Origin of the sequence: Flagellimonas pacifica (genome assembly GCF_900215465.1) — a bacterium.
In the GTDB taxonomy this organism is placed as follows: Bacteria; Bacteroidota; Bacteroidia; order Flavobacteriales; family Flavobacteriaceae; genus Flagellimonas; species Flagellimonas pacifica.
This window is the reverse complement of record NZ_OBEH01000004.1, coordinates 185180-197157: the sequence shown is the minus strand read 5'-3', so window position 1 is coordinate 197157 and position 11978 is coordinate 185180. Positions and strand designations below refer to the sequence as shown.

Genomic DNA, 11978 nt, shown 5'->3' with positions numbered 1-11978 from the left:
TGAAGAGCAAAAGGTGGATGGTAAAGGGTTAAAGGCTTTGTTTGTTGTATTTTATCAACGAAGCGATTCGTTTTTGGAGGCGTTGTACTTTTTTAATAATCGGAGATGCTTGTTCTGGTATGATGAATTCCAAATCTTCGCAGAGGATGAGGTGATTTTCTAATTCATAAGCAGAACCAAGGCTTATTTGTAAAAATCGCACAAAATCTTTGTTGGAGTATTTAGCACAACCTTCAGCAATATTGGCTGCAATTGATACTGAGCATCTGTTAATTTGTGACACTAGGCCATATTTTTCTGTATCTGGAAGTAGTTTGGTGGTTAAGTAGATATCCTTTACCAATTTTCTGGCATCTTTCCAGATTTCCAACTCTCGAAAATTTCGCATGGTATAAACCTTTTAAAATCTTGAGGTTGATTTTATAAGTTTATTGGCGCCCCATTAACCTTTTACCTTTACCTTCCACCCAATCATCCAAGAATCATCCCCGCAATTGTAGCTGAAAGAAGTGAAGCAAGTGATCCACCCAAAACGGCCTTCATACCAAATTCGGAGAGGGTTTTGCGTTGACCTGGTGCCAAGGAGCCAATTCCCCCTATTTGGATACCGATGGAAGCAAAGTTGGCAAATCCGCAGAGCATATACGTAGCCATAATCACGGATTTATTATAAGTAAAATGTAGGTTGCTGGCCATATTTTTTAGTTCAGCAAGCTGAATGTAGCCAATAAATTCACTAGCAGCGAGTTTTATGCCCAACAGCTGCCCCATGAGCATTATATCGTCTCCGTTTACACCGATCAACCACATTAAAGGTGCAAAAACGGTTCCCAAAATAGCTTCAAGCGAGAAACTGTCGTATGGTGAATTGGCAGCAATCCATGTGTTAAACGTGGTAAGGTCGCCTACCCAGCCTAAAATACCATTGATCATGGCAATAAAGGCCACAAAAACCAAGAGCATGGCACCCACGTTCATAGCGAGCTTAAGTCCTTCAGTGGTTCCGTTGGCAATGGCATCCAAAATATTGGCGCCAATTTTTTCTGTGGATACTTTTACATCGGTATTTACTTTTTCGGTCTGTGGATATAAAATTTTGGAAACCACAATGGCACCCGGAGCCGCCATTACAGAGGCTGCCAATAAATGTTTGGCAAAGACCAAGCGCAAAGCAGGATCATCTCCACCTAAAAATCCGATATAGGCTGCCAAAACCGCACCGGCTACGGTTGCCATTCCCCCAATCATCACCAAAAGGATTTCCGACCGGTTCATTTTTTCCAAATAGGCCTTGATCAATAAGGGGGCTTCGGTCTGACCCAAAAAGATGTTTCCGGCTATGGAAAGGCTTTCTGCACCTGAAATGCCCAAAGATTTTGTGAGCAACCAAGCTAGCGCTCTTACTACTTTTTGGATAATGCCTAAATAGAACAGTACGGATGTCAATGCCGAAAAGAAAATAATGGTGGGCAATACCTGGAAGGCAAAAATAAATCCGAAAGTATCCATATCCACCACCAGGCCTTCAAACAGAAACTTGCTTCCTGCTCGCGTAAAATCAAGAATGCTTACAAATACTTGTCCAATTTTTTCAAAAAGCAATTTTACAAATGGAACTTTCAAAACTCCAATAGCAATAAGCAATTGCAGTGAAAGTCCAATTCCAACAGTTTTCCAGTTGATGGCTTTTCGGTTGGAACTGAAAAGAAAGGATATAAAGATCAATACCGCCATCCCCAAGGCTCCTCTCCAAAGACTATTTATGGTAAAACCTTGATTGGGTATAATCTCTGGTATCTGGTTTTGGGTGATATCATCAATGATAGTGGTCTCAGCAATGACATTCAGCGAATCTGCTGGAAGGGTATTTTGACCAAAAGTGGCTATACTGGTAAACAATAAAAGTATGAGAAAACTTCTGGTTTTGCTTGGCATGTAGTTGGTTTATTTGCGCTTGGAAATCTCGTCCCGTAGTTTGGCAGCTTTTTCGTAGTCTTCGTTGGTCACTGCTTTGTCCAATTCTTTATGGAGTTCTTCCAAAGTCATTTCCCTGTACCCTTGTGATGAAGCACCGGATTCAATTTCCACGGTTTCCCCTTCTTGAAGGATTTCATCGACCACAATACTATCATCATCTTCATTTTCCTCATTTTCCTTTGATGAAAATTTGAGAAATATTCCTGCTTTGTCCAAGATGGTCTTATAGGTGAAAATTGGAGCATCAAAACGTAGGGCCAAGGCAATGGCATCACTTGTTCTAGCATCAACAATTTCCTCTGTTTTGTCTCGTTCACAAATGATACTGGAGTAAAAAACTCCATCCACTAATTTATGGATGATCACTTGTTTGACCACAATATCAAACCTATCGGCAAAATTCTTGAACAGATCGTGCGTAAGTGGTCTTGGAGGCTTTATTTCTTTTTCAAGGGCAATAGCAATGGATTGTGCTTCAAAGGCACCAATAACTATTGGAAGTTTTCTATCTCCTTCAACTTCGTTCAAAATAAGGGCGTAGGCACCATTTTGTGTCTGGCTGTATGATATTCCCTTTATTTTTAATCGTACTAAGCTCATATTATCTTCCTAAAAACAAAAAAAGGCTGTTCAAATAAGTGGCATTACCGTTTATCTGAACAGCCCCTTGCAAAAGGCAAATTAACAAAAATTAAGCGTTCTGGGCTTTAAATTCCTTTAATTTTTCGATGAGTTTGGGCACTACTTCAAAGGCATCACCAACTATTCCGTAATCTGCCGCCTTAAAGAAGGGAGCTTCGGGGTCGTTATTGATCACCACTTTGGTTTTTGAGGCGCTTACCCCAGCTAAATGCTGAATAGCACCAGAAATACCTACCGCTATATAAAGATTGCTGGCTACTGGCTTACCGGTTTGCCCCACGTGTTCGCCATGTGGGCGCCATCCTAAATCGGACACGGGTTTGGAGCAAGCAGTTGCAGCTCCCAAAACTTCTGCCAATTCTTCGATCATGCCCCAGTTTTCAGGTCCTTTTAGTCCCCTACCACCAGAAACTACGATGTCGGCATCGGCTATGGTGGCTTTTCCGGCCACTTTATCCACTTCAACAGATTTTGTGGCAAAATCTGCATCGCCAAGTGTTGGATTGAACTCATCAACAGAAGCTGTACCTCCATTTTCGTGAACTCCGTATGCGTTATTGGACACGCCTATTATTTTTACTTCAGAGCTGATTTCGGTATGGGCAAAACCTTTGTTGCTGAAAGCTGTTCTTTTTACCACAAATGGAACTGTGCTCTCAGGTGCAGCTACTACATTAGGAACATAACCTCCACTTAAAGTAGCAGTCAAGATAGGTGCTAAAAATTTAGCATCGGCACTGGAGCTTACTATGATGACCTTAGCTCCTTCAGCCTGAGCAGCCTGTGCGAGTATATTGGCATAAGCTTTTGCGTTGAAGGTGTTCAATTGGTCGTTGGAAACTTTTAAAACCTTGGAAGCTCCATAATTTCCCAAAGAAGCATCGTCTTCCGCATTTATGGTAACGGCGGTGACACTTTCCCCTAGCTCTTGTGCAACGTTGTGTGCATAAGAAGCTACTTCAAAGGCGTTCTTTTTAAATTTTCCTTTATCTGATTCGGTATATACTAATACTGACATAATTTTTTGAAATTTCAAGATTCAACTTCCAAATTCCAAATTAGTATTTGGCGCTTGGAAGTTGTGATTATTTAGATGACTTTAGCTTCATTGTGCAATAGGTTGACCAATTCTCCTACATTGTCAGCATCCACCAGCTTTACGGGTCCTTTGGCTGCGGGTTTTTCAAACTTTTGGTCTTGGGTTGGTTTTGGTGCATCAACGGGCTCAACAACATTCAATGCTTTTTTACGTGCCATCATTATTCCCCGCATATTGGGAATGCGAAGATCACTTTCTTGGACCAATCCTTTTTGACCTCCTATTACCAAAGGTAATGTAGTGCTGATTTTTTCCTTTCCACCATCAATTTCACGTGAAGCTGTTGCGTTGTTTCCGTCTACTTCAAGGCCAATACAGGTATTCACAAAGTTCATGTCCAGCAAAGTTGCCAATATGCCTGGGACCATTCCACCATTATAATCTATGGATTCCCTACCGGCAATAACCAAATCATATTTGCCATTTTTTACTATTTCGGCCAATTGTCTAGCAACAAAAAATCCATCTGTGGGCTCAGCGTTAATTCGAATGGCCTCATCAGCTCCAATAGCAAGGGCTTTTCTGATCGTAGGTTCGGTTTGTGCACCCCCTACAGTGGCTACGTGTACTGCGGCTCCTTGCTTTTCTTTGAACCACATGGCACGTGTTAATCCAAATTCATCATTGGGATTAATCACAAATTGTACTCCGTTTGTATCAAACTTGGTGTCTCCTTCCGTAAAATTGATTTTGGAAGTAGTATCCGGTACGTTGCTAATGCAAACTAAAATCTTCATATGCTCTTTAGGTTTAACGGTTCAAAGATAGCCATAAAAATCTGAAATTTATTATGCATGCATAATAAATTTTGTTCTATTTTTTGGAATCCATGAGCGTAATATTCCTGTATATTTTGCTATTTTTGCGTGCATTTTTAATGCGAGCTAAATCAAACTTTTAGTACTATTTAATGAAAACACTACAGTTTAGGGAAGCCATCAAGGAGGCCATGACCGAAGAGATGCGCAAAGACGACTCTATATATTTAATGGGTGAAGAGGTTGCCGAGTACAATGGGGCCTATAAAGCCTCTAAGGGAATGTTGGATGAGTTTGGACCGGAGAGAGTTTTGGATACACCAATTTCTGAATTGGGATTTGCTGGGATAGGAGTTGGTTCAGCCATGATCGGGAACAGACCCATTATTGAGTTCATGACCTTTAACTTTTCATTGGTTGGAATTGACCAGATTATAAATAATGCAGCAAAAATCAGGCAGATGTCTGGAGGACAGTTTGCTTGTCCCATTGTGTTTAGAGGACCAACTGCTTCGGCAGGTCAGTTAGCCGCTACACACTCACAAGCTTTTGAAAGCTGGTATGCCAATTGTCCGGGATTAAAAGTGGTTGTGCCATCTAATCCTGCTGATGCCAAGGGATTATTGAAATCTGCCATCCGAGATGATGATCCAGTAATTTTTATGGAATCTGAGCAGATGTATGGCGATAAGGGTGAAGTGCCGGAAGGTGAGTATACCATTCCATTAGGAGTTGCGGAAATTAAAAGAGAAGGTACCGATGTTACCATTATTTCCTTTGGGAAAATTATAAAAGAAGCCTATAAGGCGGCAGATGAGTTGGAAAAGGAAGGGATTAGTTGTGAGATTATCGATCTACGTACTGTTCGCCCAATGGACCACGATGCTATCTTAAACTCGGTGAAGAAAACCAATCGTATGGTTATTTTGGAGGAAGCATGGCCTTTTGGCAATGTGGCTACTGAAATCATTTACCATGTACAGGACAAAGCATTTGATTATTTAGATGCTCCAATAGTTAAACTGAACACAGCAGATACGCCAGCACCTTATTCACCAGTACTTTTGGCAGAATGGTTGCCAAATTCCAATGACGTGATCAAGGCTGTTAAGAAAGTGTTATATAAGTAACTTGCATATAATTGTAAGGTATATTAGCCTCGTCAACAAAAAAAGTTGGTGAGGCTTTTTTAAAGGAACAGTTTTTGATAAGAAAATACTTTTAAACCAAAAATGACCATTTTGCTTTTGAAATTCCAGCATGGAATTTCAATTGTGACACATATCAAAACATGAAAAGATTCCTTTTAGTTTTTTCTCTCGTATTTAGTGTTTTAGCTTTTTCCCAGACCAAAGTTGGCGGTATTGTGGTGGATGATTTGGGTTCGCCCGTTGCTTTTGCCAATATCATATTTAAAAATTCTTCGGAAGGAACCATTACCAACGATAATGGTCGTTTTTATATAGAATCTGACGAAACCTATAGTACTATCCTAGTTTCTTTTATCGGTTATGAGACTAGGGAAATTGAACTTCAGAAAAAGGTAAACTATAATATGGAGATTGTTTTGGTGGAATCTACCGAACAATTAAAGGAGGTTATTGTCTATACCGGAAAACAATCAAAAAAAAATAACCCGGCCATAGATATTTTAAAGAAAATTTGGGCAAAGAAGCGTGAGAACGGTGTGAGCAAGTTCAAACAATATCAATATGATAAGTACGAGAAAATAGAATTTGACCTAAATACCATTGACAGTGCCTTGATCAAAAGTAAACTGTTCAAAGGTTTGGAGTTCATGTTTGAAGACCTGGACACCTCAAGAATTACCGGGAAGACCTATTTGCCCATGTTCTTGAACGAAAGCTTTTCCAAAGTTTATGGAGATAATATCCTGAACGAAGAAAAAGAAGATGTGCTGGGCAATAAAAACTCGGGTTTTAGTGGAAATCAAGCCATTACCGCGTTTGTGGAAGACTTATATTCTGATTACGATATTTATGAAAACTACCTAAAGTTTTTTGATAAAAGTTTTACCAGCCCTCTATCCAAAACTGGGGTGGATACCTATAATTATGTCTTATCCGATAGTACATACATAGACAATAAATGGTGCTATAATATTATATATTATCCCAGACGAAAAAATGAGCTGACCTTTAAAGGAGATTTTTGGGTGAACGATTCCACGTACGCCATCAAAAAAATAAACATGCAGGTCACCAAGAGTGCCAACATTAACTGGGTAAAGGAAATTTATATTGAACAGGATTTTGATGTGGTCAATGATTCTGTTTTCTTATTGAAGCGAGATTATATGCTCAGTGATTTTAGTTTTTCCAAAAAAGAAAAATCAAGAGGGGTATATGGTAAACGCACAACCGTTTACGATAATTATCAATTTGATACAAGTAGACCAGAGGAATTTTACAAAGCAGAATCAGACCCGTACGACCCCAGAGTATTTTCGCGTGACACCACTTTCTGGAAAAATGCGAGGTTAGAAACCCTCAATGAAGATGAATCGGGCATATTTAAACTGTTAGACACCCTAAAAACGGTACCCAAGTTCAGGACCTATTACGATATTGTAAGTATTATGGGTTCTGGGTATGTTGAAATAGACAAATGGAACATTGATGTCGGAAATATATATAGCGTCCTTGGTTTTAATGATGCTGAAGGAACAAGGGTTAGACTTGGAGCAAGAACTTATTTTGGGCAGAATGATACTTGGCGCCTAGAAGGTTATATGGCCTATGGGTTTACCGATAAAAAGGTCAAACATGGCTTTTCGGGCAAGTTTTTATTGGACAGAAAGAGCAGACTTATACTTTCAGGTGGAAATCGACGGGATATAGAGCAACTGGGACTGAGCTTAACCAGTACTAACGATGTGCTGGGAAGGAGTATTGCTTCCTCCTCCTTGGTCACGGTGGGAGCCAATGATAGGTTGACCAGTATAAACTTATCTACCTTTAATTTAGAAATGGAACCGGTAAAGAACTTCCGGGTTCGACTGGGCAGTTCTTTTAGGACATTAAGTTCGGCATTGCCGGATGCATTCAATTTGGACTATGTGGACCTAGATTCGCCTACCGGAATATCATCGGTTGTTAAGCAATTTGATATAAATACAACCCTTATTTATACACCGGGAAAAAGAACAATTGGCTATGGCGTGGAACGTTCAAATATCAATGATGACTATAGCACATTGCTTTTAAATTATACTAAAGGCATTAGTGGATTTTTAGAAAGTGATTTCGACTATGAACGTATTCAATTTTCATACAGACAACCATGGCAGATTGGTGGTTTTGGAAGGTTGACAAGCAGTGTTGAGCTTGGAAAGACTTTTGGGGAGGTGCCATTAAGCTTGCTAAGTGTGGTTCCTGGCAATCAAACTTTGTTTTCCTTGTATAATGTCTTCCCCAATCTTGATTTTTACGAATTTGTGACAGATACCTATGCAACTCTACATCTAGAGCACAACTTTAATGGTAGGTTGTTTTCTAGGATTCCCGTACTGCGAAAATTGAATTTGAGGGAGATTATAGGACTGAGAGGAGCTTGGGGACAACTTTCTGATGGGAATATTGCTTTGAGCGCACCAGCCAATATTCCATTAATGGCCCCTGAAGACCAAATTTATTGGGAGTATTCTGTAGGAATAGGGAACATCTTTAAAATACTCAGAATCGACTTTAATTTTAGAGGAAACTATCTAGATAATCCAGACGCCCGTCCATTTGGTGTAACAGGGTCTTTTGGATTTAAATTTTAATTAACAGAAAGGTCCAGATTTGTTGACCGTATTCCTTTTAACCGTGCTATTTTTGCAGAAAATTTAAAACCTTATAATGTCAAAGAGAGAAGTAACCTTCGATGTGCTGATTGAAATTCCTAAGGGAAGTAGAAATAAATATGAATACGATTTTACACTGAACAAAATCCGGTTCGATAGAACATTGTTTTCTTCCATGATGTATCCTGGAGATTATGGCTTTGTGCCGGAGACCTTAGCTTTGGACAAAGATCCTTTGGATGTATTGGTGTTGGGAACTGAACCAACTTATCCTATGGTAGTTATGGAAGTGAAACCTATAGGAGTGTTTCACATGACTGATGAAAAAGGACCGGATGAAAAAATTATCTGCGTGCCAGTAAGTGATCCAGTTTGGAACAATAAAGAGGATATTACTGATATAAACCCTCATAGAAAAAAGGAAATTGAGCACTTTTTTGCGGTATACAAGGATTTAGAGGAAAAAAAAGTAGATACAGGCGGATGGGGAGATGTTAACGAAGCCATTGAAATCTACAGTCAATGTGTAAAACGTTATGACGAAAGTGAACACAAAAAGAAACGAACCTTTACTATTTAGATAAAATAGACTTAAAAAAATGCGCTTTTGATATCAAAAGCGCATTTTTTTTATTAGGGTGTATTTTACTACATTAGCTGCCATTAAAAAAAATCATAAATAACAACTAACTATGGATTTAATTGTAAAGTTTCTGCCCGCATTTGGTGTTTTGGGCTTGTTGTACGTGTTTATTAAAAACGTATGGGTCTCAAAACAAGAGGTTGGAGATGATAAAATGGCACGTATTGCCAAGAATATTGCTGATGGGGCAATGTCATTTTTGAAGGCAGAATATAAAATACTTAGCATTTTTGTTATCGCTGTTGCGATTTTGTTGTACTTCAAAGGAAGTAGTGAAGAAGGATCTAATGGAATGGTGGCCGTTTCTTTTATTGTTGGAGCTATTTGTTCTGCTCTTGCCGGTTTCATTGGAATGAAAGTGGCTACAAAGGCCAATGTTAGAACAACAAATGCTGCTAGAACTTCATTGGGAAAAGCCCTAGAGGTTGCCTTTGCAGGTGGCGCGGTAATGGGACTTGGTGTTGTAGGATTGGGAGTTCTTGGATTAAGTGGACTTTTCATGATTTATAGTGGACAAGGCTGGGCACTTGGTGAAATATTGAATGTACTTTCTGGTTTCTCTTTGGGAGCCTCTTCCATTGCGCTTTTTGCACGTGTGGGAGGTGGTATTTATACCAAAGCTGCTGATGTTGGTGCCGACCTTGTTGGTAAAGTTGAGGCTGGTATTCCTGAAGATCACCCGTTGAATCCTGCTACCATTGCAGATAACGTTGGTGACAATGTTGGTGATGTTGCCGGTATGGGAGCTGACCTTTTTGAATCGTATGTAGGGTCTATCATTGGTACCATGGTGTTGGGAGCTGTATTTGCTACACTTCCAGAATTTGCAGGAGCTTATGATGGTTTGGGAGCAGTGTATTTGCCTTTGGCATTAGCTGCTGTTGGAATTGTAATGTCTATAATAGGAACCTTCTTCGTTCGTGTAAAAGATGGTGGTAACCCACAAACAGCTTTGAATATTGGTGAGTTTGGTTCAGCTGGACTAATGTTGGTTGCTTCTTATTTCATAATTAATTCAATGTTGCCAGAATCTTGGGTCGAAGCTGGTACAACATATTCCGCTATGGGTGTCTTTTGGGCAACCATTGCTGGTCTTGTAGCTGGTCTTGCTGTTGGTAAGGTTACAGAATATTATACAGGAACAGGGACAAAACCTGTAAATTCTATTGTACGTCAATCAGAAACTGGTGCCGCTACAAACATAATTGCAGGTCTTGGCGTTGGTATGATGTCTACAATGATTCCAATTCTTTTGATTGCCGCTGCAATTTTGGTTTCACATCACTTTGCTGGTCTTTACGGAATTGCAATTGCTGCAGTGGGAATGTTGGCAAATACAGGAATCCAGTTGGCAGTTGATGCTTACGGACCAATTTCCGATAACGCTGGTGGTATTGCTGAAATGGCAGAATTGGACCCAGAAGTTCGTGAGCGTACCGATAAATTGGATGCTGTTGGTAATACAACCGCTGCTATTGGTAAAGGTTTTGCAATTGCTTCTGCTGCATTGACAGCTTTGGCATTGTTTGCAGCCTTTATGAAAACGGCTAATGTAACTTCAATTGACGTTTCGCAACCGGATATTATGGCTGGTCTGTTAATCGGTGGAATGCTTCCATTTGTATTCTCTGCCCTTTCAATGAACGCGGTAGGTAGAGCTGCAATGGCAATGATTGAAGAAGTTCGTCGTCAGTTTAGAGATATTCCTCAGCTAAAAGCCGCTTTGGAAGTGATGCGTGCTGTTGATTCCGACATGTCTAAAGCTACGGATGAACAAAGAGCAACTTTTGATGCCGCCGATGGTGTGGCAGAATATGATAAATGTGTAGCTATTTCAACACAGGCCTCTATTAAAGAAATGGTGTTGCCAGGTCTTTTGGCAATCGCCGTACCTGTTGCAGTTGGTTTTATTGGTGGCGCTGAAATGTTGGGTGGACTTCTTGCAGGTGTAACCACTTGTGGTGTGTTAATGGCTATTTTCCAGTCCAATGCCGGTGGTGCTTGGGACAATGCCAAGAAAACCATTGAAAGTGATGGCAAAAAAGGTTCCGATGCCCATAAAGCCGCTGTTGTTGGAGATACTGTTGGTGATCCATTTAAAGATACCTCAGGGCCATCTTTGAACATCTTGTTAAAGTTGATGTCCGTTGTGGCCTTGGTTATCGCGCCAAGTTTGGTGAATTTGGATGCTGGTGATGAGGTCAGCATGTTGAAGGCGGATGGAACTACAATTTCCATAACTGAGGATGGCATGAAGGAAACCATACAGGTTGAAAAGCAAATCCGTGTAGAGATCAGCAACACTGCCGAAGGTGCTTATAAAGCTGTTGTAACTTCAACCCATGAGGTGGCTGGAGAAGTTAAAGAAGAAGTAAAAGAATTTGTTGCCAATACTAAGGAAGAAGTAGAAAAATTGGTAAACGCATACAAAGAAGCAAAGAAGTAACATTCTTCACTTTTAATATATAAAAGAGCCACACCTAAAGGTGTGGCTCTTTGTTTTAAATTGTGATTGTTCATCCCGACATCAAATATTATCGTGTAAACGCTCTGAGCAGACCATCCGCTGGAACTCCCTCATCTATTTTTAAGTTTTTGTTTGATAAGATTATTGCCCCCCATTTATTCTCCTCAATAAAAAGCAATTTTGTTTGTCCAATCTCTTGAACTTTATAGTTATATGTTCCGGTGTCAAGTCCGGCATAAATATCTTCAGGACCGGTACTGTCAATAAGATTTGTTACAACAAGTACGTTGTCAGAAGGTTTAAAAGTCCAGGTGACCTCACCTGCCCCGTAATCAACATTTACACCAGCTAACCCGCCACTTACATTCTTTAACTGCCAAGTGCCATTTAAGATTTCATTTTCAATGGGATTGTCATCGTCATTGCTACAGCCTATAAAGACGGTGAACAAAAGAATCAAGGATAGATTTAAAATTTGTGTTCTCATAGATTAAGTTTTTAAAATTTGTTGCTTTATAGATGGTAAGAAATGTGAAATGGTTGCGCAGTGGGCTTTGATTTTTTCACATTGGTTTAACTACCGT

10 protein-coding genes are annotated in these 11978 nt (G+C 39.9%); 4 read left to right on the top strand and 6 right to left on the bottom strand.

Features of this window, described 5'->3' with window-relative positions:
- Positions 1-28: 28 nt before the first annotated feature.
- The 5 genes from CRO15_RS13495 to CRO15_RS13475 all read right to left on the bottom strand — a co-directional run bounded on the left by CRO15_RS13495 (position 29) and on the right by CRO15_RS13475 (position 4455).
- Entirely contained in the window at positions 29-388 is a 360-nt protein-coding gene (locus CRO15_RS13495) for a four helix bundle protein (RefSeq protein WP_097046374.1), read from the bottom strand.
- Between the two features lie 83 nt (positions 389-471).
- Positions 472-1935 (bottom strand): NupC/NupG family nucleoside CNT transporter, encoded by a 1464-nt coding sequence (locus tag CRO15_RS13490; RefSeq protein WP_097046373.1) that lies wholly within the window; start codon positions 1933-1935, stop codon positions 472-474.
- A 9-nt stretch (positions 1936-1944) separates the two neighbouring features.
- A complete protein-coding gene (locus CRO15_RS13485; RefSeq protein WP_097046372.1) occupies positions 1945-2577 on the bottom strand; it encodes a bifunctional nuclease family protein in 633 nt (210 codons plus the stop codon).
- Between the two features lie 91 nt (positions 2578-2668).
- Positions 2669-3637 (bottom strand): electron transfer flavoprotein subunit alpha/FixB family protein, encoded by a 969-nt coding sequence (locus tag CRO15_RS13480; protein ID WP_097046371.1) that lies wholly within the window; start codon positions 3635-3637, stop codon positions 2669-2671.
- 71 nt (positions 3638-3708) lie between these two features.
- On the bottom strand, positions 3709-4455 hold the full coding sequence (locus CRO15_RS13475; RefSeq protein WP_097046370.1) for an electron transfer flavoprotein subunit beta/FixA family protein: 747 nt from the start codon (positions 4453-4455) through the stop codon (positions 3709-3711).
- 173 nt (positions 4456-4628) lie between these two features.
- On the opposite strand from CRO15_RS13475, the gene CRO15_RS13470 reads away from it, so the two are divergent.
- From CRO15_RS13470 to CRO15_RS13455, 4 genes are all read left to right on the top strand, one after another.
- Positions 4629-5606: a pyruvate dehydrogenase complex E1 component subunit beta gene (locus CRO15_RS13470; RefSeq protein ID WP_097046369.1), complete on the top strand. Its 978-nt coding sequence runs from the start codon at positions 4629-4631 to the stop codon at positions 5604-5606.
- Positions 5607-5767: 161 nt separating this feature from the next.
- Positions 5768-8263: a DUF5686 family protein gene (locus tag CRO15_RS13465; protein ID WP_097046368.1), complete on the top strand. Its 2496-nt coding sequence runs from the start codon at positions 5768-5770 to the stop codon at positions 8261-8263.
- Positions 8264-8339: 76 nt separating this feature from the next.
- The gene (locus CRO15_RS13460) at positions 8340-8864 is read left to right on the top strand and encodes an inorganic diphosphatase (protein WP_097046367.1); all 525 of its coding nucleotides are present in this window, start codon (positions 8340-8342) and stop codon (positions 8862-8864) included.
- A gap of 112 nt (positions 8865-8976) precedes the next feature.
- Complete coding sequence (locus CRO15_RS13455) at positions 8977-11373, top strand: sodium-translocating pyrophosphatase (RefSeq protein ID WP_097046366.1); 2397 nt, start codon at positions 8977-8979, stop codon at positions 11371-11373.
- 88 nt (positions 11374-11461) lie between these two features.
- On the opposite strand, the gene CRO15_RS13450 is transcribed toward CRO15_RS13455, so the two are convergent.
- Positions 11462-11881 (bottom strand): lipocalin-like domain-containing protein, encoded by a 420-nt coding sequence (locus CRO15_RS13450; RefSeq protein WP_097046365.1) that lies wholly within the window; start codon positions 11879-11881, stop codon positions 11462-11464.
- Positions 11882-11978: the final 97 nt, after the last annotated feature.

Excerpts from the sequence above, each read along its gene's own strand:
- CRO15_RS13495 (WP_097046374.1), bottom strand. The coding sequence starts at position 388 with ATGCGAAATTTTCGAGAGTTGGAAATCTGGAAAGATGCCAGAAAATTG.
- CRO15_RS13490 (WP_097046373.1), bottom strand. The coding sequence starts at position 1,935 with ATGCCAAGCAAAACCAGAAGTTTTCTCATACTTTTATTGTTTACCAGT.
- CRO15_RS13485 (WP_097046372.1), bottom strand. The coding sequence starts at position 2,577 with ATGAGCTTAGTACGATTAAAAATAAAGGGAATATCATACAGCCAGACA.
- CRO15_RS13480 (WP_097046371.1), bottom strand. The coding sequence starts at position 3,637 with ATGTCAGTATTAGTATATACCGAATCAGATAAAGGAAAATTTAAAAAG.
- CRO15_RS13475 (WP_097046370.1), bottom strand. The coding sequence starts at position 4,455 with ATGAAGATTTTAGTTTGCATTAGCAACGTACCGGATACTACTTCCAAA.
- CRO15_RS13470 (WP_097046369.1), top strand. The coding sequence starts at position 4,629 with ATGAAAACACTACAGTTTAGGGAAGCCATCAAGGAGGCCATGACCGAA.
- CRO15_RS13465 (WP_097046368.1), top strand. The coding sequence starts at position 5,768 with ATGAAAAGATTCCTTTTAGTTTTTTCTCTCGTATTTAGTGTTTTAGCT.
- CRO15_RS13460 (WP_097046367.1), top strand. The coding sequence starts at position 8,340 with ATGTCAAAGAGAGAAGTAACCTTCGATGTGCTGATTGAAATTCCTAAG.
- CRO15_RS13455 (WP_097046366.1), top strand. The coding sequence starts at position 8,977 with ATGGATTTAATTGTAAAGTTTCTGCCCGCATTTGGTGTTTTGGGCTTG.
- CRO15_RS13450 (WP_097046365.1), bottom strand. The coding sequence starts at position 11,881 with ATGAGAACACAAATTTTAAATCTATCCTTGATTCTTTTGTTCACCGTC.